This window comes from Gordonia sesuvii (assembly GCF_036350415.1).
GTDB classification, from domain to species: domain Bacteria; phylum Actinomycetota; class Actinomycetes; order Mycobacteriales; family Mycobacteriaceae; genus Gordonia; species Gordonia sesuvii.
In genome coordinates this window covers 219,560-245,424 of the sequence record NZ_JAZDUF010000005.1, presented here as the reverse complement: position 1 = coordinate 245,424, position 25,865 = coordinate 219,560, and the positions used below count along the sequence as shown (strand labels likewise).

Here is a 25,865-nt window from a genome sequence, read left to right as displayed (position 1 = left end):
CGTCCGTCGGACCGGTCAGTACCCGCTCGACCGCATCGGGGCCGGGTTGTACAGCGCGGATCGCCGCTCCTCACCCAGATCGAGCTCAGCCGCCGGGGCCGGGTCGATCTCGGTGAAGCGTTGCAGGCCGCCCCAGTCGCGACCCCAGTTGTTGCGCAGATAGGTCGGCAGCAGGGTGGGTGTCAGCATCGCCTCGGTGATGCCGAGCGGACCGCCCGCCCGACCGGACATCCAGGTCTGGCTGTTCTTCCGGGTGGCCTCGGCATCGGGCATGATCCGCCACTGCGGCACCTCGAGCACCCCGTCGGACACCTTCATCGGTTGCTGGCAGGGGAAGACGAGCCCGGGCAACCAGTCGATGAACACCGGGTCGGTGGTACCGACGACGTCATTGAGGGTGCGCAACTCGGTGACCCGCGGCGGGGTGATCGCCACCCATTCCGACGGCGCTGCGGCCGTGTCACGGACCTCCACGCGTACGACGTCGGCGCGCGGTGGGGCATCCGCCATCGGGAAACGCAGATTGCGCCAGATCGGTACCTCGCCGATGTCGATGGGCGACATCATCCCGACCGGGGTCACCGATCCGTCGGCCTCGGTCCGTCCGAACTGAGCGGTCACCTGCTGGCCGGCCTGTCGCACGCCCAGTCCGTCGACGGCCTCGACCGAACCGGCCACCGCGATGGTGAGCAGCGGTGCGTCGGGATTGCGGTCGGGCAACTGATACCAGTCAGTGGTCAACGACCCTGTGCCGGACGGTGATCCGTAACTGCCGAGCACCGGGGTGTTCGCCGGGTTCAGCCCGAACGGCAATCGCACCGTGGAACCGTTCACGCCGCGCTCGCCCTGACCGCCCGCGGTGCCGCCTTGTGCGGATTCGCTTGTCTCGGTGGACTCGTCGGCGCCCGCGCCCGTCTGGGCGGTGTTCTGGGCCGACGTCGTCGCGGAGTCCTGCTCCTCGGTGGAGTCGATCGACAGTCGGTTCGGCACGCCGTTCGGGGTGAAACCGGCCGGGTTTGTCGAGCCGGCCAGCGCATCGGAGATGTCGGGTGCCGGCCGGCCGTCGACCGCGGCAGGGGCGAGCAGTCCCAGGTTCGGGTCGGCCTCCACGAGCACGTCGTTGGCCAGCGCGCACTCGTTGCCGGTCAGGGCGCGGGCGTTGGACTTCAGCCACGACCAGCTGTCGCGCTGCTCGTAGGCACCCTTCACGAAGGAGGCGACCATGAAGATCACTATCAGACCGGAGATCACCGGCAGCGGCGAGAACTTCAGCCGCGAGAGCCACCCGCTCCCGCCGCGGGTGCGGGTCTGCTCGTCGACGTAGTCGTCGCGGAAGTGGAACCAGAGGCCGACCAGGGCGGTGATCACCGCGACCGCGAGAATCGCCCATCCCACCTTGATCCCGGCGATGGACGGTGGGCGATCCCACCAGGGCACGCCGAAGCTGCCCACGAACCACCAGCCGTTGGTTCCGGTGAACGAGATCGCGGTGACGGCCAGAACCGCTGCGGCGAAGAACGTCCGGTTCCGTCTCGACCGCAGGATCGCCGGCGCCATCATCGCGCCCGCCGCAGCGGCGAGGCCGGCCGCGATGCCTGCGTAAACACCGAAGTGGTGGGTCCACTTGGTGGGGGTGAACGAGATGAAGAACATGGTGCCGAGGGTGACCGCGATGAGGCGCCAGATCGGGGCGCGGGACACCCCGTTGGGATGTTCGCGGCGCAGCAACCGCAACAGCACCACCACGAGGCACAGGATCATGATGAGCACGCCGAACCTGCGCGCGAGGGTGCCGTCGGCGGTCGGCAGGATCAGGTAGTAGTAGCGCACCGGCTCCGACCACCACTCCAATGTCGGCCCGACGTCGGTGGCGACCCGGTTGCCCTCGATCAGCGGCATCAACGGCTGGTCGTAGAAGATCTGGTACAGCACCGCGGTTCCGGCCGCCAGGATCGGTGCGAGCATCGGCAGCAGACCGTCGCGGCTGCGGCGGGTGACGAGGGTCTTGATCACCGGACGGATACCGGCGAGCAACGCCGCGACCGCCATCAGGCCGCCGGGTGCCAGCGCGAGGGTGAACGCCGCGGTGACGACCGCGACCGCGTACGGCAGCAACCGGCGGGTGGCGATGGCACGTTCCACGCAGCACCACGTCAGCAGGGCGCCGACGGCCTCCGCGGGTTCGGGGCGCAGACCGTTGTTGTACGGCAACCAGATCGCCAGGAACACGAATGCCGCCGACCACACGGCCGGGGTGCTGTTGCGCACCGCCCGGCCGAGGCGGGGGATCACCTCCCGGCTGATCAGCCACCACCCCAGCAGCCCCAGCAGGAATGCCGGAAGCCGCATCCACGGCGCACCCAGGCTCACGTGCGTCATCGCGGAGATGACCTGGAAGTGCCAGCCGAACGGATCCTGCGGCACACCGAAGTAGCGGAAGTAGTTGTCCGCGTAGCCCGCTTCGCCGGCGATGCGACCGACGGTGAAGTTGTAACCGTCGTCGGAGGTGTTGGCGCCGCCGATCCACCAGAACGCCAGGATCGCGAACACCGCGACGTCCGGGCCGCGGATCGTCCACCACCCCGACGGCAGGAAACGCTTGTGGCTGCGGCCATCTCGCCGGTCGAGCACACCGAGCGCGAGCAACGAGAGGATCGTCATCAGGATGCCGACCACGATCACCGCGAGCTTCAACGCGGTCGGCGTGCTGACATAGCGGGTGTCGATGGTGGCGTGGAAGGAAAGACCGTCACGCGGAGCGGTTTCCGGCAGATCGGTGTAGACACCGATGATCTGCGGGCGCATCTCGTGATCGGGGACGGAGAACGAGTGCAGGCCGTCGCCGGACACGTTGTCGACGCTCGCCCGCACACCCTCGCCGTCGGCGTGGAACATGATGCGGCAGTCCGGATTCGCCTGTGCGGGAGCGCGGGGCGTGTTGAGGATGACGACGTCCCGGTCGGTGACGAGCAGGGCGTCGGCGGTGGCCCGGATCATCAGTGCGCGGGCCGCTGCCTGCTGGCCACCCTCGGGGACGGTCGACAGCAGCATCCCACCGTCGGCGGGCAACTCGGCGGCCAGCGTGCAGGGCACCGCCACGTCCATGTCGATCGGCACATACGACACGAGTGGCGCAGCGACGCTGCCCACGCCCTCACCCTGCGGCCAATCGAGCTCCGCCGTCGACTGATTCACCGGCATCAGCGGGGTGACGATCGCCATCAGGAAGCCGAGCAGGCCGGCGACCACCGCCACGATCTTCGCCGTACGTGGGGTGACGCGCGAGGACACGGAGGTGGAGGACGGCCCGGCCGGAGAGGACGGCTCGGTAGAGGTCTCAGTCATCGGATTGCGGCTCCACCCTGATCGAACCGGTACGTGACCAGCCCCATCGCGTCATCTGTGAGGTGTCGACCCGGACGTCGGCCGCATTCGGCTCCAGCGGCGTCAACCGTTCGAGGGCACCCCATTCACGGGTCCAGTCGTCGCGCAGGTACGTCGGCACCGCCTGCGCCGACGTCGTCGACTCCGAGATGGACAGCAGGCCACCGTCGGCGCCCGACTGCCACGTCTTGGACTGCGAATTGGTGAGCGGATAGTCGCCCATGATGCGCCATCTCGGCACCTCGGCCACCCCGTTGGTGACCCGGAGCGGCCGCTGACACGGGAAGTGCGCGGCGACACCGAAATCGATGACGGTCGGCGCCTGGGTCCCGACGATTTCCTGCAGTGTCTGCAGGCGCGGTGCGCGTGGCGGGGTGACCGCGATGAACTGGTCGGGCCCGAGATTGTTGTCGGCCAACTGCAGTCGCATGACCGTCGCCGCGCGCGGTGCGGCACTCATCGGGATGCGGAGATTGCGCCATGGCCGGTTGGTGATGACCGGCCCCGGGTCGATGGGTAGTACGTCGCGGCCGATCTGGGTGAACGTTCCGTCCGGACCCGGGCGGCCGAACTGCACGACGAGTTTCTGTCCGAAGGTCCGGACACCGAAGGTGTCGATGGTGGACACCGCGCCGGCGACGCTGAACACGAGCAGCGGCGAGACGGCGCGCACCGCCGGGAGGTCGTACCAGCCGGTGGTGAGCCGAGCCTCGCCCGGATACGCATAGCTGCCCAGCACCGGGGTGGTGGCCGGGTCGAGCCCATACGGCAGCGCCGCCGTCGACCCGTTCACGGTGCGGGGCCCCTGACCGCCGGTGGTGCCGGCCCCGAGACCGCCGGTGATCGCGAACGGCCGCGAGAAGCTGGCAGACACGTTCATCTGCCCTGGGCGTTGGTTGCCCGGTTCAGGTGAGAGGTCGTTCGGGATGCCGTCGGGGGTGAAGCCCACCGGATCGGTGCCGGACAGGGTCGCGGACACCGACTGGCCGCCCGCCGGCGTCAGCATCCCGGCGTTCGCGTCCGGTTCCACCAGGACCTCGGAGGCCATACCGCACGCATTGCCGCGCAGGGTGTCGAGGTTTTCGGCCAGCACCGTGGTCGCCGGGTACCGGGCGACGGCTGCCTTGGCGAACACCAGGACCTCGGCGATCACCATCAATCCGGCGACGACGGCGATCGGTGACGATGCCAGGAACAGCCGGCGACGGTCGGCGCGGGTCTCGTCGCGTCCCTCGCCGGCGTGGGCCAGGCCCTTGTTCTCCACGTAGTCGAGCCGCAGGTGCTGCCACACCGCGATGCCGGCCGTGATCACCGCCAGGACCAGCAGCATCGTCGAGATCGGCCGGCCGGCCAACACCGGCGCCCGGTCGAACCACGAGATGTCGTATTCGTAGGCGAACGGCCACGCGTTGTATCCGGCGGTGGCGGCGGCGAGGGCGAAGAACAGACCGGAGATGAACACCGTCAGGTTGCGGGTGGACCGCGCGGCCGATTGCGCCACGGCCAGGGTCGCGGTCGCCGCGATCGCCGCGGCCAGGCCGGCGAAGATGCCGAACTGGATGGTCCACTTCGTCGGGGTGAACGCCAGCAGCAGCAACGTCACGCCGATCGCCCCGATGAGTCGCCAGGTCGGTCCCGGGTCGACACCGCGGATGCGGGTGCGTCGCAACATCACGGCCACGGTGACGATCAGTCCGGCGAGCAGCAGCAGTACCGGCACCCGGCGGGTGAGCGAGCCGTCGTCGGTGGTGACCGAGATGAAGTAGTACCGCAGGTACTCCTGGTGCCAGCTGATCACCGGTCCGACCTGGTAGCGGATCTTCATCGCCTCGAGCACCGTGGCGAGTGTCTGGTCCCGGAACACCACCACCAGCACCAGCAGCCCGGCCGCGGTCATCGGCGCGAGCAGCGCCAGGGTGCCCGACTCGCGCCGCCGTTCGAGCAGAATCCGCAGTAGTGGTCGCGCGGACACCAGGAGGATCGCCACAGCGATCACGCCTTGCGGGGCCAGGGCCAGGGTGAAGCCGGCGGCGATGGCGGCGAGTGCCGCGGGGAACAGGCGGCGCGTCGCGATCGCCTGCTCGGCCGCCCACCAGGTCAGCACGGACCCGAGCACGATCATCGTCTCGCTGCGCAACCCGCTGTTGAACGGCAGCCAGAACGCCAGGAAGACGGTGGCGGCCGCCCACACGGCCCAGCCGCTGCGGCGCACCGCGGCGCCGAGTCGCGGCAACAGCACACGGCTCAGCACGAACCACGAGGCAAGGCCGGCGAGCAGCGGCGGGATGTGCATCCACAGCAGCGACGTGGAGACCGACGACCACTGGGCGAGGAGGCTGTAATACCAGTCGAACGGCGCCTCCGGAATTCCGTACCACCGGTAGTAGTTGGCGAGGTAGCCCGACGCGTCGGCGGTGCGACCCATGTTCAGGATGTAGCCGTCGTCGGCGGTGCCCGCACCGAGCACCGTCCAGACCAGCAGGACGCCGGTGACGACGATGTCGGTCGGACCCGGGATGGCCGTCCGCCACATCGATCGGGCGCGGACACCGATCCGCCGGTGATAGCCGTGCACGCGGTCGAGCTGGGCGAGCGCGAACAGCGCCACCACGACCGCGATCACGGCGAGCACCATGACGATCAGCTTCAGCAGGGTCGGGGAGCTGACGTACCGGTTGTCGATCTCGACCTGTACCCGCAGCCCGTCCTGCGCGGCGGCGGTGACGTCGGCGGTCGGCAGTTCGGAGAAGATGCCGTCTACCTGTGGCCGTCGGTCGGGGGGCAGGACCGTGCGCTCGCCGATCCCGACGAACTGGGCGCCCGGCCCCGCGGGCTGCGACCAGATGTGCAGTTCGTCGCATCGCGCCAGCTGATCGCGCGGCGCGCTGGCCGCGAGCGCGTTGCGGAACGTCACCGACACGGCATCGCGGTTCGCAGTGACATAAAGCGCCGACGACCTGCTCTGCGGCGCGTCGGTGGGCATCGTGGTCAGCACGGTCGCGCCGTCGGCTGGCAGCGCGTCGAGCAGGCTGCACGGAATACGTGCGTCGAGGGTCTGCGGCGTCTGGGCGATCAGCGGGGCGACGACCGACGACGAGTCGGCGGACAACTGCTGACCCTGCGGCCAGTCGAACGACGCGTCGGTGGCGTCGACGGGCAGGAACGGGGTGATCGCGCAGAGGACGGCCCCGATGACGCCGGCCACGATGGCGACCATGCGCGCGGTGCCCGCGGACACCCTGGCGGTCGGCCGCGCGGCATCGGGCGCAGCGTTCGGGGCTGTCACAGGCACGATGTCTGATGCTAAGCGACTTCGCGGTGATGACCTAGTTGGTGCGGCTCACGGCGCACTCAGTTCTTTCGATTAGGGTCACCGTCTGATGAGTGACAAATCCCGACAGGTGTCGGCTCGGACGTGGGCTGTGGTCGCCACCGTGGCCGGACTCGTGGCGATCGTCGCCGCGATCCTGACGCCGCTGCTGCCGGTGGATCAGCGCTCGGCGTCGATCGACTGGCCCGATCGGGACATCGCGACCGCGTCGAGTGCCTCGGTGACCGCGCCGCTCGTGGCGCAGACCCCCGCAGGCCTCGACCTCACCATCGGCTGCCCCGTCCTCGCCGACGCGGCCGATGCCGATAGGTCCACCCTCGTGTTGTCGACGATGCCGCCGGCGGGTACCGATGCGTCCACCAAGGCGCTGTTCGTGACCGCGAACGCCGCCGGAATGGACGTCATGCTGCGCGGCCAGGACCTGTTGCGCGTCCCGAGGTCGGAGCTGAACGGATGCGAGCGGCTCCGCATCCGGGCCTCGTTCGACGGCGTCGAGGCGCGGCTGGTGGGTGCCGGCCAGTCGGCCACCGCCGACCCGGGCCAGCGCCCCCAGGTGTCCGGCATCTTCACCGACCTCGGCCCCGAGGAAGCCGCGCGCGCCGCCGACGCCGGCGACCTCGCGGTCCGCATCGACGTCGACAACCGGTTCGAGTCGTCTCCGTCGCTGATCAAACTCCTCGTGATGATCCTGGGTGTGCTCGCGGTGATCGTCACGTTCGTCGCGATCGCCGCGCTCGACGTCGCGGGCGGCTATCACCGTCGCGTCGGCCGCCCGGACCTGCGCCGACTGTTCCGGCCGCGCATCACCGACCTCGCGGTCACCGCCACGCTGGTCGTCTGGCACTTCCTCGGGGCCGGCTCCTCCGACGACGGCTACATCCTGTCGATGGGCCGCAACGCCTCCGACGCGGGATACCTCGCCAACTATTACCGGTTCTTCGGCATCCCCGAGGCGCCGTTCGACTGGTACTACGCGTTCCTGTCCCACTGGGAGACCGTCTCGTCGGCCGGGGTGTGGATGCGCCTGCCGGCTCTCTTCGCCGGCCTCGCGAGCTGGTTCATCCTGAGCCGGATTCTGTTGCCGCGGCTGGGCGGTGCGGTGCGGCGCTCGCAGTGGGCGATGTTCACCGCCGCCGCGGTTTTCGTGGCGTTCTGGATGCCCCTGGCCAGCGGGTTGCGCAGCGAAGGCATCATCGTCCTCGGATCACTGCTCACCTGGTGGGGGGTGGAGCAGGCCGTCGCGACGCGCCGGATGCTGCCCGCTGCGGGCGCGGCCCTCGCGGCAGGCCTGACGCTCGCCGTCGCCCCGCACGGCCTGATCGCCGTCGCCTTGCTGATCGCGGGGTCCCGACCGATGCTGCGGACCGTGCGTCGCCGCCGCACCGAGAACGGCCTGCTACCACTGCTGGCGCCGGTCGCGGCGGCGGCCGCGTTCGTCGTGATCGTGGTGTTCCGCGACCAGACGCTGGCCACGGTCGCCGAGGCGGTACGCGTCCGCTACACCGTCGGACCCACGCTCGTCTGGTACCAGGAGTTCCTGCGGTTCTACTACCTGACGCTGACCACCCAGGACGGCTCCCTGGTGCGACGGGTGCCGATGCTGTTGCTGCTCGCCGCGGTGTTCGTGACGCTCGCGGTCATGTTGCGGCGCAAGCACATCCGTGGCGTCGACCCGGCCCCGGTGTGGCGGGTGATCGGCGCGATCCTGCTGACCGTGCTGCTGTTGTCGTTCACCCCGACGAAGTGGACGGTGCAGTTCGGCATCTACGCCGGCGTGGGCGCTGCGATGGCCGCGGTCGCCACGGTTGCCGTGGCGCAGTCCGCGCGACGCTCACCGCGCAATCTGTGCATGTACATCGCGGTCCTGTTGTTCGCCTGCGCCCTCGCCGCAGCCGGTGAGAACGCGTGGGGGTGGGCGTACGACTTCGGCATCTCCTGGTTCGACAAGGCGCCGTCCATCGCGGGCACCCCGTTGTCGACGATCTTCCTGGTGCTGACCGGACTCGCGCTCGCGGTGGCCATCTGGTTCCACCTGCGTATCGACATCGACGCCGACAAGGGCGTGATCCGCGACGACCGCCGGGCGGTCTCGCGCACCCAGGTCGCGGTGTCGTCGGCGCCGATGCTGGTGATCGCCACCCTGGTCGTGATCGTCGAACTACTGCTGTTCGCGAAGGCCGCGGTCGCGCGGTCGGACACGTACACGACGTTCAGTGCCAACATGCGGGCGCTGACCGGCGACACCTGCGGCATGGCCGACGACGTCCTCGTCGAGGACGACCCGAATCGCGGTGCGCTGCAACCCATCGGAACCACCGACATCTCCCGCGCGCTCGCCGGTGAGTCCACCGGGTTCGCCCCTGACGGGGTGGCCGACGACCTGATGCCCGACCCCACCGCGCTGGGGGCGGGCACCATCAACACCTCGGGCGATCTGTCGCGGCCGTTCATCGTCAGCGGCGGACCGCCCGGCACCACCGGTGGACGTGGCCCGGAAGGTGTCAACGGCAGCACCGCCGCGCTGCCTTTCGGTCTGGAACCGGACACGACACCCGTTCTCGGCACCTACGGGCACGACAACGGGATCGCCGAACTGACGTCGATGCCCTACCGGTTGCCGGATCGGTCGGCGTCACCACTGTTGGTGATCACCGCCGCCGGTCCGGTGTTCTCGATCGACGAGGACGGCGTGGGCCGCCCGGGTCGGTCGCTGCGAGTGCAGTTCGGCGTCGCGGGCGATGGCCCCGACGATTTCCGGCAGATCGGGGAACCCTACGTGCCGATCGATCCGGGGCCCGAACGGCAGAACCGGCCGTGGCGCAACCTGCGTGTGCCGATGTCCGCGGTCCCGGAGAACGCCACGGCCATGCGGATCGTCGCCGTCGACAACAACGTGAGCCCCGACCAGTGGCTGGCGATCACCCCGCCTCGTGCGCCGGAGCTGCAGACCTTGCAGGAGGTGGTCGGCACCGAGACGCCGGTGCTGCTGGACCTCTCGGTGGGCAGCCAGTTCCCGTGCCAACATTCGATGGGCACCCGCCACGGCGTGGCGGAGATCCCCGAATGGCGAATCGTGCCGGACCAGACGACCACCAACTCGAAATCGAAGACGTGGCAGGCCGCGATCAACGGTGGCATCCTCACCACGCCCGAGGCGCTGACCCGTGAGGACACGATGGCCACCTACCTCGACGGGGACTGGTACCGCGACTGGGGAGGGCTGCGACGGTTGACGCCGATCGCCACGGAGGCGAGGCCGGCGCCGATCACCACGGACACGTCGACCACATGGGGATGGACCCGCCCCGGACCGATCAGGGTGGTACCACAGGATGACTGACCGCAAGGATGTCTCGGGTCCGGCGACGGACCGCACGGTGCGCGTCGCGAAGATCGTCGCGATCGTCGCCGGCGCGATCGGTGTGCTGCTGGCCGTCGTCGCACCGTTCCTGCCGGTGAGCTACACCAAGGCCGAACTGCAGTGGCCGCAGCCCACGACCGGCGCGGTGGAGAACATCGCGGCGCCCAACGTCGCGTATGTGCCGGTGTCGATGGACATCTCGGTGCCGTGTTCGCTGGCCGCCGAACTGCCTGCCGACGGCGGTGTGCTGCTCTCGACCGTGCCGGAGAACGGTGCCGAGGCCAGCACGGTCGGCCTGTTCGTCCGGGCCACCGCCGACCGGCTGCTGGTGACCCAGCGCAATGCCGTGCTGCTCAACGTGTCCCGTGATGACGCGCAGCAGGCCGCGGACTGCCGGATCGTCATCGCGGCCGATACCAGCGGAACCCGCGGTGCCGTCGAGGGATTCGTCCCCGCCGGCGGTGAACCGGCCACCTTCGACATCGCCGACCCGAACATGCGTCCGCAGATCATCGGCGTCTACACCGATCTGCCCCCGGACGTGCCGACCGAGGGTCTGTCGTACACCTCGACCGTCGACACCCGCTTCAGCACCAGCCCGACGCTGCTGAAGGCGCTGGTTCTGATCGTCGGTGTGCTGATGACGATCGCATCGATCGTCGCACTCGCCGTGCTGGATTCGCGCGACGGCCGCCGCTTCGGCCTCGGGTTGCCGAAACGGTGGTGGCGGCCCAAGCCGTTGGACGCGGTGGTCACCGGGGCTCTGCTGGTGTGGCTGTTCGTGGGCGGTAACACCGCCGACGACGGCTACCAGGTCACCGTCGGCCGGGTCGCACCCGACGCCGGGTACCTCGACAACTACTACCGCTACTTCGGCGCGCCGCAGGACCCGTTCGGGTGGCACTACCGCTATCTGGCGCTGTGGATGGAAGTCAGCACCGCAACACCGTGGCTTCGGTTGCTGCCGTTGCTGTTCGCCCTCGCCGGATGGTTCCTGATCAGCCGGTTCGCGCTGCCGCGACTCGGGCCCGCCGTACGCACCTCGCGCGCCGCGTACTGGGCGGCCGGGCTGGGTTTCCTGGCGGTGTGGCTCCCGTTCAACAACGGGCTACGCGTGGAACCGGCACTGAGCGTGGGCATCCTGATCACCTGGGTGCTCGTCGAGCGGTCCATCGCCACCGGACGATTCTTCCCGCTGACCCTCGCCGTGGTGTCGGCTTGGTTGACCCTGACGATCCACCCTGCCGGCGCCATCGCCATCCTGCCGCTGCTGGCTGCGTTACGGCCACTGCTGCGGCGTCTGCGTCAACGCCGCCGCCGGGACGGTCTGCTGCCCCTGCTGATCCCGGTGCTCGCCGCCGGGCTGGCCGTGATGTTCCTGATCTTCGTCGACCAGACGCTGGCGACGATCATGGAGGGCATCGAGGTGCAGGGCATCGTCGGACCCACCAACGAATGGTGGACCGAGGCGATGCGCTACTACATCCTGCTCAACCCCACCCCGGACGGCTCGATCGCGCGACGGGTCGGGATCTTCGTCACCTTCCTTGCCGCAGCCATCATCGCGCTCACCCTGCTGAGCAAGCGCCGCGTGCCCGGCGTCGCGTCGGCACCGCTGTGGCGTCTGCTCGCGGTCGCCGGAGGCGCGGTCGCCGTGCTGGCCTTCGTGCCCACCAAGGCAACCCATCAGATGGGTGCGTTCGCCTGCCTCACCGGAGTTCTCGCCGCCGCGGCCACCGTGTTCCTCCGTCCCGAGGTCATGCGACGCCGGTGCAACCGGACATTCGTCGCCGCGGCCGCGGCCTATGCGCTCGCGGTCGCGTTCGCCGGACGCAATAGTTGGTGGTACGTGGGCAGCTACGGGATTCCCTGGTCCGACGACACCCCCAACGTCGCAGGCATCGAGCTGTTCACCCCCATCCTCCTGATCGCGGTGGTGCTCACCGCGATCGGTGCCTGGCAGTACTACCGCGACGACCGGCTCGCCGAACGCGGTGCACTGCCGGGTACACCCGGTGCGCCGGGCCTCATCCAGCGGATGCCGACGTATTCGCTGGCGATCATCTGCGCGATCGTCCTGCTCTTCAATGTCGTCTCGTTCGCGAAAGCATTTCAGACGCAGCGTGATTCGTGGTCATGGACGAGTTCCAACCTGAACGCGATGCGCGGTGAACCGTGCGCGCTCGCCGACGCGGTCCTGGTCGAGGCGAACCCGAATGACGGACTGCTGGCGCCCGCACAGGTTGCCGGACAGAGCAATCCGTCGCCGGGCGACGCGCTGGCCGGCTCCGACATGGAGGGCTTCGACCCGAACGGCGTCTCGAACAACCTGGAGAGCCAGGCCGACGCCGACCCCGAATCGACCGGCATCGACCGCACGCAGACCGATCCGTCGGAGCCGCAGGAGGAGCCGAGCGGAACGGCCGGGTCGGCCGACACCGGCGGCGGCACCACCGACACCCGCGGCGTGAACGGGTCCTCGGTGCGTCTGCCCTTCGGCCTCGACCAGCAGCAGGTCCCGGTGCTCGGCACCTACGGAACACCTAGTGGGCGTGGACATCTCACGTCCGACTGGTATCAGATGCCGGAGCGGTCCGAGGATGCCCCGCTGGTCACCATGTCGGTCGCGGGAACCATCGAGTACGTCGACGAACTCGCCGTCACCCACCCGGGACAGCGACTTCGCCTCGAGTTCGGGCGCGTCGAGCCCGACGGCGCGGTCACCACCGTGGCATCGATGGTGCCGCTCGACATCGGCAACGACCCCGAGTGGCGCAACCTCCGCTTCCCGATCGATCAGGCACCGCCGCGCGCGTCGGTGGTTCGGATCGTCGCCGACGACACCTCCGGCAACCCGGCGCAATGGCTGGCCGTGACGCCACCGCGCGTGACGCCGCTGGTGACCCTGAATTCCCTGGTGGGCAGCGACGATCCGGTGCTGCTCGACTGGGAGGTGGCCCTCGCCTTCCCGTGCCAGCGGCCGGCGACCGTCGTGAACGGGGTGTTCGAGACGCCGCAATGGCGCGTCACCCCGGACGCCGAGGGCGAACGAGTGAACTCACGACGCTGGATGGCCGGTGACTACGGCGGCCCGCTCGGCATCGTCGAGAACGAGTTGCGGCCCACGGTGTTGCCGTCCTACCTGCGCAACAGCTGGGCCAAGGACTGGGGCAGCCTGCAACGCCTCACCCCGCTGCAGCCCCAGGTCGATGCCGAACTCGTCATCAGCGAGGAGGTTCACGGCGGGATGTGGACGCCGGGTCCGATGCGGGCGATCCGGAACTGAGCCGCGACGCCCCCACCGCTGATCGGGTTCCCCAACCGCTGATCGAGTAGGTTCGAGCCGCTAGGCGAGAACCGTATCGAGATCCGTCTCACGCTGCGGCACAAGAGGTCTCGATACGCCTCCTCGCCTAGCGGCTCGTCGGCTACTCGACCACCGGAGGGGCGGCTCGTCGGCTACTCGACCAACGGTGGGGTGGCTCGTCGGCTACTCGACCAACGGTGGGGTGGCTCGTCGGCTACTCGACCAACGGGTGGTGGGGTGGCTCGTCGGCTACTCGACCACCGGAGGGTGGCCACCGGGCGACATCAGTACCGGATCGGTGCCGGACTCCAGAGGCCGCCCCGGGTGGCGGTGGCGGTGTCGACGTCGGCGAGGGTGGTGACATCGCCGTACGGGGTGTACCGCTCGAGCGAACCCCAGTCACGTCCGATGTCTCCCTGCAGGTAGGTGGCGACCGCCTGGGGTTCCTGCGACACCTCGAGCCAGCCCAATGGTCCACCGCCGTAGGAGTTCTGCCACGCCGACACCGCTGCGGCCAGGTCGGCGCCCGGCTTGATCCGCCACTGCGGGATCTCCGCCACCCCGTTGGCATGGGTGAACGGCCGCTGGCAGGGGAAGACGAGGCCGGACGTCCAGTCCACGTGCACCGGGTCCTCACGGCCGACGACCTCTTGCAGCGTCTGCATCTCGGGCAGCCGCGGCGGCGTGACGACGATGAAGCGGTCCGACGACAGGTTGTCGTCTGTGGCGACGATCCGTACCGCGGTGGTGTCCGCCGGTAGCGAGTCGGTGGTGACGCGGACGTTGCGCCAAGACGGACGCGGTCCCGGGTCGATCAGTTCGGTCTCGCCCGCGGCCTCCAGCTCGTCGTCGGCGGTGCCGGGATCGATCGGGTCGGTCGTGTACTCCAACAGCAGATTCGGGTTGTCGTAGAGACCGGCGACGGAGAACGTCACCAGCGGGCGGTCCGCGAAATCGGTGGGCAGTGCGTACCACGCCGAGGTCAGGCGGGCCGGCATCTGATCCGAACTCGAGTAGCTGCCCATCACCGGTGTGCGCGCCGCGTCCAGGAAGAACGGCAGTTCGGCGAAGCTGCCGTTCACTCCCGCCTGCGACGCCACGCCACCGCCGGTGCCGCCGGTGTTGGCGGTCAGCACATCCGGGGAGTCGGCGGCGCTGCGGGCCAGCACACCGAGGGACCCCTCGCTGGCAGTGCTCTCCAACTCCACCGGCACCCCGTTGGCGGTGAAGCCGGAGGTGGTCGGGCGGGTGGCGCCCTCTGGCGCGGTCGCCGGACCCGCCAGCGGATCGGTGATCGACCCGTCGACCGGTTCGAGGAGGAAGCGACTGGGATCCGATTCGACCCACACCTTGTCCGCCATGCCGCATTCGTGGCCGGCGAGAGCCTCCAGGTTCGACCGCGGAACCGAATACGACGAACTCTGCTGGATACCCGCGAACGCGGCGGTGACCAGAGCGAACACGACCACCGCGGCGGACACGAACGCCAACGGCGCCGACGCGAGCACCGACCATGCGCGCCGGTACCACGGTGCTCGACCGTCGGAGCGGTCGTCGTCGGCCGGATCCGCACCGGTGAACGGTTCACGGAAGTGGAACCACAGGGCGAGCAGCAGCAACAGCAGGGCCGAGTACAGGAGCACGCTGGCGAGGTTGACGCCGAAACTCACCTGGGTCACCCCCCACGGCATGCCCCACGCCGAGGAGTAATAGAAGGAGTTCGGCGCCGTGAAGGCCATCGCCGCGACGAACAGCACCAGCGAGGCGAAGAGAGTTCGATTGCGCCGTGAATGCATCGCCTGATGACCGGCAGCAATCGCGGCGAGCGCGGCCAGCGCGGCAGCCAGACCGGCGAACACACCGAAGTGATGCGTCCACTTGGTGGGTGTGAACATGAGGAACACCAGCGACGCGAAGGTGATGCCGACGATGCGCCGCGACGGACCCAACGCCGTGCCCGGGATGCGGGACCGACGGATCAGCATCGCCGCGGACACCACCAGCGACAGGATCATCGTGAGTACCGCGAACCGGCGGGGGATCGAGCCGTCGGCGGAGAACGCGAACAACGACGAGTACCGATTGATCTCGTTGTACCAATGCATCGACGGGCCCAGCGCCGACTTCATCTGCGACGCCTCGACGAAGGAACGCAACGTGAGGTTGGAGAACACCACGAAGATGACGAAGGTCCCGGCCGCGACGATCGGCGCCAGCAGCGCGACATAGGACCAGCGACCGCCGCCGATCGCCCGCGCCCGCTTGATCAACGCCAGGATCATCGGGCGCGCCCCGGCGATCAGCGCGGCCACGGCCAGCAGGCCGGTCGGGCCGGCCGCCAGACTGAAGGCACCGATGAGGCAGGCCACCGCAGCGGGCAGCATGCGGCCGGTGGCGATGGCCCGTTCGACCGAACACCAGGTCAGCAGGGCGCCGAGGCAGATGATCGGTTCCGGCCGCAGTCCGTTGTTGAATGGGAACCACGAGATGAGGAAGACGAACGCGGCCGTCCAGCCCACCGACGGGCGGGTGATGGCGGCCCGGCCGAGCCGCGGCAGCACCTCGTGACTGACGATCAGCCACACACCGATCCCGCAGAGCAGAGCGGGGATGCGCATCCACGGGCTGGCGACGCTGACATGACTGAGCCAGCCGAACACCTGGTAGTACCAGCCGAACGGCGCCTCGGGGGCACCGAACCAGCGGAAGTAGTTCGCGGTGTAGTCGGCGTCCTGGGCGACCCGCGACATGGTGAGGAGGTAGCCGTCGTCGGAGGTGTTCGGTCCGATGAGATGCCAGACGATCAGTGCGCCGATGACAACGTAGTCGCGTGCGTTCAGGCGCCACCATCGGGCGGGCAGGATGCGGCGGTGCCGGCGGCCGTCGGTGGAGTCGAGCACCGCCAACGCGGCCAGGGAGAGCAGTGTCGCGATGATCCCGATGACCAGGACGGCCCATTTCAGGATGGTCGGCGCGGTGGAGTAGCGCGAGTCGATGGTGACATGCGCGTCCAGGCCCGGAAGCGTGGCGGCCGGCCCGTCGAGGTCGGTGAACAGTCCGGTGACCTGCGGGCGCTGGTCGGCGTCGTAGGTGTCGGATTCGCGGCCGGCGGTGGTGCCGTCGAGGGCGTCCCCGTCGTCGTTGCGCATGCCGACGAATTCGGCGGACACCGCTTCGGAGTCGGCGCGCACGGAGATCTCACGACAGTCCTGGGTGCGGATCTGTTCCAGCGTCGCCGACACCAGGGGAACGTTGCGGATGACGACCTCGACGGTCTGCCGGTCGGCAGGGTCGCCCGGCTGGCCCGTCTTGCGGACGAACAGGCCGCGCTCGCCGGATTTCTCCGCCTCTTTGGGGGTGGTCGAGAGCAGCACCGACTCGCCGTCGCCGAGTTGTTCGACCGCGCTGCACGGGATGTGCGCGTCGAGGTCGATCGGGACGTAGCTGGTCAGAGGGGCGGCCACCGATTCGATCTGCTCACCCTGTGGCCAGGAGATCTGGGCGGTCGTCTGATGGACCGGCATCAGCGGGGTCGCGATTGCCATGAGGAATCCGAGCAGTCCGGTGATGATGGCGACGACCCTGGCGCGTCTTACCGTCTGCGATGGCACAAAGAGAGATGGTAACGGTTGGCCTCGCGGGCTCCGTTCGGCCGAATGGCGGGAGAACTATGGTTGATCCATGTCTGACACCGCCGCCGGCACCGAGCCGCTCCCGATCCTGCTGCTCAACGGGCCGAATCTGAACACGCTCGGGGTCCGGCAGCCCGAGGTCTACGGCGCGGCGACCCTCGACGACGTCGTCGACCTCGCCGAGCGCACGGCCGGCGAGCTGGGATTCGGGCTGCGGGCGGCGCAGACCAACCACGAGGGGCAGATGATCGACTGGCTGCACGAGGCGCGCGGCCAGATCAGCGGCATCGTCATCAACCCGGCAGCTTGGACGCACACCTCGGTGGCGCTCGCGGATGCCCTGGTGATCCCCGACGTGCCGATCATGGAGGTGCACATCAGCAACGTGCACAAGCGGGAGGCCTTCCGGCATCACTCCTACGTGTCGCCCCTCGCCGCCGGTGTGATCGCCGGATACGGGATCCGCGGTTACGAGTTCGCGATCCGGCGACTCGTCGAACTCGTCGGCTGAGTCCTCACGCGGCGTAGGTCCCGAAGTCCCCGGTCACCCCGAGGCGCTCCAGGAATGTGTCGCGGTCGAATCCGGTGTCGGCGACGTCGGCGGCAACCGCGCGGCCGGCGTTGCGCAGCGCATCGGCAGACTCCCACGAGACGACCGTGACGACATTGAACGTGCTGTCCCCGCCGATCAGCGTGAGGACGTCGTTGCGGAGGATGCCCGGCTGGGCGCCGAGGATCGCGTGCGTGTGGTGGACCTGCCGGAGGAACTCGTCGCGCGAGCGCTCGGGTACGGCGAACTTGTCGATGCGGTGCAGGTGATCAGTCATGCGCATCAGCATCGAACTTCAAGTGGACTCGATGTCAATGCCGGGCGCCCGGGATCAGTCTTCGAAATGCGCCTTGTAGATCTGGCCGTGCACACCGACTGTCCGGTCGACCACCTGGGACACCGAGAAGTCCGCGGCCGCCGAAAGGTAGGCATACGCGGTGGCGCGATCCATGCCGCGGTCCTGCTCGAGAAAGTCCAGCGCATTGACCACGGCACGACGCATGGCGACGCCCAGACTGGTGTCCTGACCGCCGATCGAGCCGTCGGGGTCCGACAAGCCGATGGGTATCCATCGCTCGGCATCCTCGGCGAAGGGATATGTGTAGGCGACCGACGGGGCGTCACCGGAACCGGGTTTGCACACCGTGAGACGGAACGTCGACCGCACGGAGCCCTCCATCGCGGTCAATGCCACCTCGCCATCGCCCTGAGCCATGTGCGGATCGCCCACATAGAACAACGCGCCGGGGGCGAAGACGGGCAGGTAGAAGGTCGAACCCTCACCCAGTAGCCGGATGTCGATGTTGCCACCGCCGATCGTCGGTGGCACCGAGTGGAGGCTGTCGGCGGTCAGATCGGTGTCATCGGCGAAGGCCACCCCCATCATTCCCATGAACGGCTGCAACGGGAAACGCACACGGGCGTTGTCGCCGTAGGTCATCACCCCGTCACTGCCGTCGATCGGGGTGAAGGTGGAGACGTTGCCGTAATCCTCGGGATTCCCGGTGGGACGTCCGTCGGTCTCGACCGGCGGCATGACCTCCTCCAGGCTGATGCCCTCGGGCGCCTCGCCGTCGGAGGTTAGGGCGAGTGCGCCCCGGGCGTGCCGGTTGGACACCACCCCATAGGGCACCCGCGGAACGACAGACAGGCTCTCGATCTTGAGGACGTCGCCGGGTTCGGCGCCGTCGACGTGGATAGGCCCGGTCACGATATGCGGTCCGTCGGAATCGAAGTCGCGTTCGGTGCGGTCATAGCCGGCGGCGATGGCGATTGCGTCCTCGAGGACGTCGCCTTGGGCGACGTCGTAGCGGCCGAAGAACTCGACGGGGTCGCGGCCCTGATCCTCCAGGATTCCCTCGTGGGAGACGGTGTCGATGGTGACCGTCTGCTCGGACTGCATCCGCATCACCGGATCGGCATGGACGCTCGGCACATAGCCCCAACGCACGTCGTCGGGGCTCGACGGCAGGTAGTGATCGCCCGGCCGATCGCCCTGATTCGGCTGCAGGACACCGGCGAAGGTACTGACACCGCTTGATGTGGTGGTCGCGGGCGCACCACCACCATCGCCGCCACACGCGGTCGTCAACCCGGCGACCCCCGCGCCTGCGCCCAAAGCGGCTGCGGCGCGGAAGAAGTCGCGACGGCCTATCCCTTTGATGATCATCTTGCTTGCATTACGGCCGAAGTCGTCAGTCAAGAGATACCTCTCAGATCGGGAAGACCTGAGGCTAGTGATCCGGTGTTGCGGCAGTGTTGCCGGTGGTGTGGCGCGAATTTACGCGGCGCGTTTGTGCACCGGGTCATGAATTCGTCGCCGCCAGAGTCGCGATGACGTGTCCAACTACTCCACGAAACCTGGACCGTCCACCCGCTCACGTCGGTGCGTGACCTTGGTCTGGAGATAGTCGAGGCCGCGAGTGATGAGCACCCACAGGACCGCGCCGATCGCGGCGCCGACCAGCGCCATCCATACGTTCGCGCTGCCAGTGCTCACGCTCAGCGTGAAGAAGATTACGAAGAATACGGCGACTTGTCGGAGCTCGGTATTGGCCAATGACTTCATTTCGGAAGGCCAATCTGCTTCCGACGGCGCATGTTGCCGGCGATGCCGACGCTGAAAGCGACTACGAAACCGATAGCTGCGACCATCAACATCTTCCTTGCATATCCCCTCGTCGGCTCCTCGCGAGAGCGGCCCCTTCACGCGGAGTTCCAGCGTCCCATTCCACAACGGTGATCGTGCCTGGCGGCCCAGCCTATCCGAACTCGTCGCGGCGACGCGTGTGTCGGCGCTCAGCCGGTTCTGGCGCGTCACGGCCAGGAAACCGAGAGGTTCCATGAAGTGCGCTCGAGAACTAGTGCAACCGAGGGGTTGCGCAAGCCGAGTAGGTGTGCAACTGTGGAGTTGCACATCTTCTAGGGAAGGAACCACAATGGACACCGAATTCGATCGCATCGAACGCGAGATCACCATCGACGCACCGACCGAGCGTGTCTGGGCGCTCGTGGCCGAACCCGGTTGGTACATCAACGACGACCGGATGGTCGAGCACGAGGTCCGGCGCGACGGCGACGTCAGCTACGTGACCGACCCCAAGTACGGCACCTTCGCGTTTCGCACCGTGCAACTCGACGAACCCAACTATGCGGCGTTCCGCTGGCACATCGACACCGAGAATCTGGACAGCTCATCGACGCTGGTCGAGTTCTGGCTGACGCCAACCGAATCCGGCGTGCTGCTCAAGGTCGCCGAGAGCGGGTTCGCCTCCCTCGACGAGCCGGAGGCCGATCGTCGATCGCGATTCGACGACCACTTCGACGGATGGCCCCAGGAGCTCGAGATCGCTCGCAAGCACCTCACCGGGGTGGCTGCCGGTGCCTGACGGCGACATCGCGGAGGTCGGGGCTGTCGAGGATGGGGCGCCGGTCGAACTGTTCGCGGCACTTGCCGACGACAGTCGATGGCAGATCCTCGTCGAACTGTCCCGGTCCCCGGCCTCTGCGTCCGCGCTGGCAGGTCGTCTCCCGATCACCCGCCAGGCCATCGCCAAACACCTACGGGTGCTGACCGACGCCGGACTCGTCGACGCGACCAAGTCCGGCCGCGAGGTGCGTTACGAGCCCGTGGGTGCTCGGCTCAGTCAGGTGGCGCGGCAGCTCGATGCCATCGCCCGGGGCTGGGACCGTCGACTCGAACGGATTCGCGCGCTGGCCGAAGACGTGGGCGACCCTTCGTGACGCTATCCCCCAACCGATCCCTGAGGAGCACGCGAACGAAGTGAGTGTGCGTCACGAAGGGTCAACTCACCTCGAGCGCCCGGCGGGCGGCGTCGGCGACCGAACCGTCGTGGCGCGGGCCGTGTCCGGGGAACAGCGTCGTCGCGTCGAGTTCGGTGAAGGACTCGACGGCGTGCCGCGCGGCGACCTCGTCATGCTGAAACGCGGGCGAGATGCACTGCGGCCCCGCGATCTTCGAAATCGGGTGTCCGCTGACCAGCGCGTCTCCGGAAACCAGCACCGACGAATCGGCGACAAGGTAGGCGCTGTGTCCGTCGGTGTGCCCGTGCGATGCGACCGGTACCGGGCGGCCGGGCAGGTCGAGTGCTTCGGGGAACGGCTTGGCGTCGGCGATACCCTTGCGGCTCAACACCCCGAGTGGGGTGACCTTGGACAGCCAACGCAGCACGCGCGGCTGATAGGCCAGAGGAACGATGTCGGCCGGGCCGGCCTGCTGGAGATAGTCGCGGCGCGCATGCGACACCTCCACCGGATCCACGTAGACGTCGAACTCGTAACGTTCGCGCAGCGACACCAAGCCACCGAGGTGGTCGACGTGGGCGTGGGTGAGCAGCGCGGCGCGGATGTCCTCCGGCCGACCGCCGATCTGGCGGATCGATTCCACCACCGCCGACGCATGTCCCGGATAGCCGCCGTCGATCAGTGTGATGTCTGAACCCTCTTGCAGCAGTACCCAGTTCACCACGTCGGTGCTGACCAGGAACGCCGTCGACGACCCGGCGTCGACCCGACTGATCCGAAACGAACTCTTCGGCTTGATCATCGGCGCACCACCACCACGAAGGGCCCCACCTCGGTCACGATGAATCGCGGATCGGCGAACACCGCAGGGTCGAAGGTGACCGTGTAGCGCTTGATGTTCGGATCGTTGGGATACACATCCTCCGCCAGTCGCAACGTGTAACCGTCGGCGGCATAACGGAACAGGAACACGTTGGGTGGCGTCCACGGTGCGCGATCGAGGCGTCGGACGAGTTGATCCGGGGTGGTGGCCTCGGCCCACCGTTCGATGGTTTCTGCGCGTTTGTCGAACTCGGCCAACGGGTTCGCGTAATGCGCGGTCAGTCCCTGGAAACCCCAGTACGGGTAGATGGACAAGAAGCCGTAGTCCGCCGTCAGCACCACGTTCTCGGTGGCAGGCCGACCGGTCTGCTGCCGGATGAGCCGATGGATCTCCGGATAGTAGGACTCGGCCCCGGGTGGCCGCTGGTCGGCGCGTTCACCGCGGCCATCGGTGTCGGTGTACGCGGTGGTGATCTCCGAGGACAGGTGCCCCGGAATGCCTTGCGCGAGCGCTATCGCGGACACCGCCGCGAGCGCGCCGATGGCAAACCGGACGTCGCCGAACTTGCCGATCGCCCATTTCGAGAGGTCGGCGACACCGAGGACGCCGGCCGCGGCGAGCGCGCCGTAGAGCAGCGGATTGAGGCGGAACGACAGCAGTGTGCTGCCGCTCGCGGTACGCAGCATCGACAGCAGGCAGAACAGATAGATCGTCACCACGACGATGAACAGGGCGAGCGCGACGGTTCGGCGTTGGAACCGGAGCAGTAGCCAGACGAGGCCGACCAGCGTGAGCACGCCGACGATGCTGAAGTCGAAGAACGGTAGCGGCAGCACCGCTCCGCGGTCGGGCAGATAGTGTTCGGCGGTCCCGCCGCTGGTCGGTTCGTTCTGCGCCCGCGCCCACAGGTAGGGCGCCCACGCCACCAGCGCGATCAGCCCGGAGATGACACCCATGGCGACGAGCCGTCCGATGATCGCGCCGATCATTCCTCGGCGCCGACCGGACACGGTGGCGTCGGGGACCGCCTTGTTCGATGCGCGGAGCCACGCGATGACACAGAGGTAGAGCGCCATGATCACCGCGGTCAACGCGAACAGCCCGGTGTAGAGCGTGTAGCAGGTGGCGCTGATGCCGAGGAACACGCCGGTGCCGATCACCGCGGGCCAGCTCGTCCCCGAGCGGAGACCGCCGACCGGGCCGTCGGCGATGCGCGACTGTCCGCGCAGCCCGTACAGCATCGGGATCGTCATCGGGAGTCCGAGCAGGACGAGCACCGCCGCATACGGTTCCGGCGACGCGTACGTCAGCGTGATGAGCGTGATGACGAGCGAGATCGGGATGCCGCGCAGCGCACCGATCATCCGCGTCCACAACAGGACGGACACTGCGGCGGCCGCGGCGATCGAGATGATGGCCCACGGCTTGTACGCTTCCCAACCCGGCAGGCCCTCGAAGTTGGCGAAGCGACCACCCCACCAGAACCAGCCGGCCGGATAGAACGGCGGCAGGTCGAGATAGGTCATGTCCGCCAGGCGCGGGCTGCTCGTCATCCGCGTCAGGTACTCGGTGCGGAACTCCTGATCGACCGAGAGCCCGAACAGATACAGCTTGGTGGCGCCCAACGGCATGCCGAGCGTCACGGTCACCATGCCCGCCGACCCCGCGGCCGCGAGTACCGCAGTGAGCCAGCGTGGTTTCCCGTAGCGGTCGAGCAGAACCGCGACGACAAGCACCGCGACCGCGAACACCTGGCCGACCGTGGTCAGCGCTCGTGTCACGTTGGACGAGTTGAACGCGGGCCAGTCGACGGCAGCGACGACCTTCAACCCGACGAAGGCGATGAGCGCACCGAAGACGAGCGCGGCGACGAGCTCGCCGACGTCGCGGGCGCGGCGGACGGCAGTGGTCACGATCAGATGGGCAGCCGACGGAAGATCGGACGCGGGATGTGCCGCAGGATCATCATGACGAACCGGAACGGCGCCGGAGCCCAGACGATCTCCTTGCCCTTGTCGGCGGCCGCGACCACCATCCGGCCGACGTCCTCCTTGTTCACCGTCATCGGCGCTTCGTCGACGTGGGCGGACAGCCGGGTGCGCACCTGACCGGGCCGGACGACCAGCACACGAGGACCGAACGGTCGCAACGCATCACCAAGGCCGAGGTAGAAGCCGTCGAGTCCGGCCTTGGTGGAGCCGTAGACGAAGTTGCTGCGCCGCACACGCTCTCCGGCCACGGAGCTCATCGCGATGATCTGGCCGGAGCCCTGCGCCCGCAACTTCTCGCCGAGCAGCACACCGACCGAGACCGCCGCGGTGTAATTGATGCCGACCTCGGTGACCGCGCCCTTGTGGTCCTGCCACACCTTCTCGTCGTCGAACTGCACGCCGAAGGCGACGATCGCGACGTCGATGTCGCCGCCGGCGAAGGCCTTGTCGATCACCGCGGGATGGGTGTCGGGGGCGAGGGCGTCGAAGTCGATCTGCTCGACGTCGGTGGCACCCGCGGTCTTCATCTTCTCGGCCGCGGCATCGGCTGTGGGATCGCCCGGGACGGTGGCCAGCACCAGGCGGGCGGGCCCCTTCTTGAGGTACTCCTCGGCGATCGCCAGCCCGATCTCGGAACTGCCGCCCAGGATCAGGATGGATTGGGGTGCGCCGACGGCGTTGATCATGGTGCCCTTTCGGTGTCGTGCAGGGTCGGGGTCGTGCAGGGGACGTTGAATGTGGTGGATTCGGTTGGTGGTCAGGAGAGTTCGAGCCGGCGGCCCATGTCGGACATGAACACACCGGTCGGGTCGATCCGACGGCGCACCGCAGTCCACTCGTCGATCCGTGGGTACATCGCGTGGAAGTTCTGCGCGGACGTCCGCGAGTCCTTGGCGGTGTAGAGGCGGCCACCCATCTCCATCACACGACGGTCCAGGTCGTTGAGGAACTCCGCGAGCCCCTTCTTGACCGGGAAGTCGAGGCAGACGTTCCATCCCTTGAACGGGAAGCTCAGCGGCGCCTTGTTTCCCTCGCCGAACAGCTTGATGACGTTGAGGAAGCTGACGTGGCCGGAGGCCTGGATGTCGACGATGAGTTGCTTGAAGTCCTTCTCGTTGCCGGTCGGCACGATGAACTGGTACTGCGTGAACCCACCACCGCGGCCGTAGGCGTTGTTCCAGTTCCCGACGACATCGAGCATGTGATAGAACTGCGCCAAATTCTTGATCTGGCCCATCTTGTTCGAGCCCATCCGGTAGTAGGCCTCACCCACCAGCGCGAAGTCGAACTTGTTGGCCAGCCCGCGCGGGAACACATCGGGCAGCGAGATCAGCGGTTTGCTGTTGAACGCCAACGGATCCTTGCGGTACTTCGCCGGCAGATCGTCGAGGGTCGCGAGGTTTCCGCGGCTGAACGACCCGCGGCCGAGTTTTGGTGGCCCGCTGATGGTGTCGAACCATCCCGACGCGTACTCGAAGCCGTCCTCGTAGCGCTGCTCGAGGTGCAGGTCGATTGTCTCGTCAAGGGTGTTGGTGGTGAACGTGTCCGCGAGGAACAGGGCGCTCTCGGTGCGCTTCATCGCGATCTTGGCGCGCAGGATGATGCCGGTGAGGCCGATGCCGGCCACCGTCGCCCAGAACAGTTCGCCATCCGGGTCGTCGGAGGAGCCGTCGGGGGTGAGGATCAGCACCCGGCCGTCGGCGACGAGCAGATGCATCTCGACGACATGGTTGCCGAAGCTGCCCGCGCTGTGGTGGTTCTTGCCGTGGATATCGTGGGCGATCGCGCCACCGACGGTGACCTGCCGGGTGCCCGGCAGCACGGGAACCCAGAGGCCGAACGGCAGAGCCGCGGCCATGAGGGCGTCGAGGGACACCCCGGCGTCGACGTCGGCGATCGCGGTGTCCGGGTCGATCGAGTAGATCCGCGTCAGCGGCGTCATGTCGACGGTCAGGCCACCGCTGTTCTGGCCGGACTCGTTATAGGAACGACCGAGCCCGCGAGCGATGACACCGCGCTTGAGATAGTCCGGTTTGTCCGCATTGTCGTCGGCGACGCGAGCGACCGCTTCCGCGATGACCTCGGGGTATGGCGTCGAGAGCACGTGCCCGACGGTCGGGGTGGTCCGCGACCACCCCACCAGCTTGCGGGTCTCGATCGGCAACAACTCGTGAGTAGACATCGCACATGAGGGTACCTGTCCGCTCGGGCAGTCGGATCGC

The 25,865-nt window shown here is 68.2% G+C and carries 15 protein-coding genes; 5 read left to right on the top strand and 10 right to left on the bottom strand.

Going from position 1 to position 25,865, the window contains the following annotated elements:
• Positions 1 to 15: 15 nt before the first annotated feature.
• Both VZC37_RS17915 and VZC37_RS17910 read right to left on the bottom strand, forming a co-directional pair.
• On the bottom strand, positions 16 to 3,345 hold the full coding sequence (locus VZC37_RS17915; protein WP_431309436.1) for an arabinosyltransferase domain-containing protein: 3,330 nt from the start codon (positions 3,343 to 3,345) through the stop codon (positions 16 to 18).
• Positions 3,338 to 6,676 carry an arabinosyltransferase domain-containing protein gene (locus VZC37_RS17910; RefSeq protein WP_330434199.1) on the bottom strand — a complete coding sequence of 1,113 codons (3,339 nt, stop codon included), beginning with the start codon at positions 6,674 to 6,676 and terminating at the stop codon, positions 3,338 to 3,340. Before VZC37_RS17910 ends, VZC37_RS17915 begins: the two co-directional genes overlap by 8 nt.
• Before the next feature lie 88 nt (positions 6,677 to 6,764).
• On the opposite strand from VZC37_RS17910, the gene VZC37_RS17905 reads away from it, so the two are divergent.
• Both VZC37_RS17905 and VZC37_RS17900 read left to right on the top strand, forming a co-directional pair.
• Positions 6,765 to 10,055: an arabinosyltransferase domain-containing protein gene (locus VZC37_RS17905; RefSeq protein ID WP_330434197.1), complete on the top strand. Its 3,291-nt coding sequence runs from the start codon at positions 6,765 to 6,767 to the stop codon at positions 10,053 to 10,055.
• The gene (locus VZC37_RS17900) at positions 10,048 to 13,362 is read left to right on the top strand and encodes an arabinosyltransferase domain-containing protein (RefSeq protein ID WP_330434195.1); all 3,315 of its coding nucleotides are present in this window, start codon (positions 10,048 to 10,050) and stop codon (positions 13,360 to 13,362) included. The genes VZC37_RS17905 and VZC37_RS17900 overlap by 8 nt, the downstream gene beginning before the upstream one ends.
• Before the next feature lie 305 nt (positions 13,363 to 13,667).
• Here VZC37_RS17900 and VZC37_RS17895 read toward each other — a convergent pair whose 3' ends face one another.
• Complete coding sequence (locus VZC37_RS17895) at positions 13,668 to 16,994, bottom strand: arabinosyltransferase domain-containing protein (protein ID WP_330434193.1); 3,327 nt, start codon at positions 16,992 to 16,994, stop codon at positions 13,668 to 13,670.
• A gap of 70 nt (positions 16,995 to 17,064) precedes the next feature.
• On the opposite strand from VZC37_RS17895, the gene aroQ reads away from it, so the two are divergent.
• Positions 17,065 to 17,526: a type II 3-dehydroquinate dehydratase gene (gene aroQ / locus VZC37_RS17890; protein WP_330434192.1), complete on the top strand. Its 462-nt coding sequence runs from the start codon at positions 17,065 to 17,067 to the stop codon at positions 17,524 to 17,526.
• A gap of 4 nt (positions 17,527 to 17,530) precedes the next feature.
• Here the strand turns inward: aroQ and VZC37_RS17885 are convergent, their stop codons facing one another.
• From VZC37_RS17885 to VZC37_RS17875, 3 genes are all read right to left on the bottom strand, one after another.
• Positions 17,531 to 17,842, bottom strand: a complete 312-nt coding sequence (locus VZC37_RS17885; protein ID WP_330434190.1) for an antibiotic biosynthesis monooxygenase — start codon at positions 17,840 to 17,842, stop codon at positions 17,531 to 17,533.
• Between the two features lie 54 nt (positions 17,843 to 17,896).
• On the bottom strand, positions 17,897 to 19,234 hold the full coding sequence (locus tag VZC37_RS17880) for an acetamidase/formamidase family protein (RefSeq protein WP_330434188.1): 1,338 nt from the start codon (positions 19,232 to 19,234) through the stop codon (positions 17,897 to 17,899).
• 177 nt (positions 19,235 to 19,411) lie between these two features.
• Positions 19,412 to 19,909 (bottom strand): hypothetical protein, encoded by a 498-nt coding sequence (locus tag VZC37_RS17875; protein ID WP_330434186.1) that lies wholly within the window; start codon positions 19,907 to 19,909, stop codon positions 19,412 to 19,414.
• A gap of 94 nt (positions 19,910 to 20,003) precedes the next feature.
• Between VZC37_RS17875 and VZC37_RS17870 the strand changes: the two genes are divergently transcribed.
• Positions 20,004 to 20,453: an SRPBCC domain-containing protein gene (locus VZC37_RS17870; RefSeq protein ID WP_330434184.1), complete on the top strand. Its 450-nt coding sequence runs from the start codon at positions 20,004 to 20,006 to the stop codon at positions 20,451 to 20,453.
• A complete protein-coding gene (locus tag VZC37_RS17865; RefSeq protein WP_330434181.1) occupies positions 20,446 to 20,808 on the top strand; it encodes an ArsR/SmtB family transcription factor in 363 nt (120 codons plus the stop codon). Before VZC37_RS17870 ends, VZC37_RS17865 begins: the two co-directional genes overlap by 8 nt.
• A 61-nt stretch (positions 20,809 to 20,869) precedes the next feature.
• On the opposite strand, the gene VZC37_RS17860 is transcribed toward VZC37_RS17865, so the two are convergent.
• From VZC37_RS17860 to dprE1, 4 genes are all read right to left on the bottom strand, one after another.
• Positions 20,870 to 21,631: an MBL fold metallo-hydrolase gene (locus VZC37_RS17860; protein WP_330434179.1), complete on the bottom strand. Its 762-nt coding sequence runs from the start codon at positions 21,629 to 21,631 to the stop codon at positions 20,870 to 20,872.
• A complete protein-coding gene (locus VZC37_RS17855; protein WP_330434175.1) occupies positions 21,628 to 23,565 on the bottom strand; it encodes a galactan 5-O-arabinofuranosyltransferase in 1,938 nt (645 codons plus the stop codon). Before VZC37_RS17855 ends, VZC37_RS17860 begins: the two co-directional genes overlap by 4 nt.
• 2 nt (positions 23,566 to 23,567) lie before the next feature.
• Positions 23,568 to 24,329, bottom strand: coding sequence for a decaprenylphospho-beta-D-erythro-pentofuranosid-2-ulose 2-reductase (dprE2, locus tag VZC37_RS17850; RefSeq protein ID WP_330434173.1), 762 nt, complete (start codon positions 24,327 to 24,329; stop codon positions 23,568 to 23,570).
• Positions 24,330 to 24,400: 71 nt separating this feature from the next.
• A complete protein-coding gene (dprE1, locus tag VZC37_RS17845) occupies positions 24,401 to 25,825 on the bottom strand; it encodes a decaprenylphosphoryl-beta-D-ribose oxidase (RefSeq protein WP_330434171.1) in 1,425 nt (474 codons plus the stop codon).
• Positions 25,826 to 25,865 lie beyond the last annotated feature (40 nt).

Excerpts from the sequence above, each read along its gene's own strand:
- dprE1 (WP_330434171.1), bottom strand. The coding sequence starts at position 25,825 with ATGTCTACTCACGAGTTGTTGCCGATCGAGACCCGCAAGCTGGTGGGG.
- VZC37_RS17880 (WP_330434188.1), bottom strand. The coding sequence starts at position 19,234 with ATGATCATCAAAGGGATAGGCCGTCGCGACTTCTTCCGCGCCGCAGCC.
- VZC37_RS17870 (WP_330434184.1), top strand. The coding sequence starts at position 20,004 with ATGGACACCGAATTCGATCGCATCGAACGCGAGATCACCATCGACGCA.
- VZC37_RS17875 (WP_330434186.1), bottom strand. The coding sequence starts at position 19,909 with ATGGAACCTCTCGGTTTCCTGGCCGTGACGCGCCAGAACCGGCTGAGC.
- VZC37_RS17915 (WP_431309436.1), bottom strand. The coding sequence starts at position 3,345 with ATGACTGAGACCTCTACCGAGCCGTCCTCTCCGGCCGGGCCGTCCTCC.
- aroQ (WP_330434192.1), top strand. The coding sequence starts at position 17,065 with ATGTCTGACACCGCCGCCGGCACCGAGCCGCTCCCGATCCTGCTGCTC.
- dprE2 (WP_330434173.1), bottom strand. The coding sequence starts at position 24,329 with ATGATCAACGCCGTCGGCGCACCCCAATCCATCCTGATCCTGGGCGGC.
- VZC37_RS17885 (WP_330434190.1), bottom strand. The coding sequence starts at position 17,842 with ATGACTGATCACCTGCACCGCATCGACAAGTTCGCCGTACCCGAGCGC.
- VZC37_RS17900 (WP_330434195.1), top strand. The coding sequence starts at position 10,048 with ATGACTGACCGCAAGGATGTCTCGGGTCCGGCGACGGACCGCACGGTG.
- VZC37_RS17905 (WP_330434197.1), top strand. The coding sequence starts at position 6,765 with ATGAGTGACAAATCCCGACAGGTGTCGGCTCGGACGTGGGCTGTGGTC.
- VZC37_RS17860 (WP_330434179.1), bottom strand. The coding sequence starts at position 21,631 with ATGATCAAGCCGAAGAGTTCGTTTCGGATCAGTCGGGTCGACGCCGGG.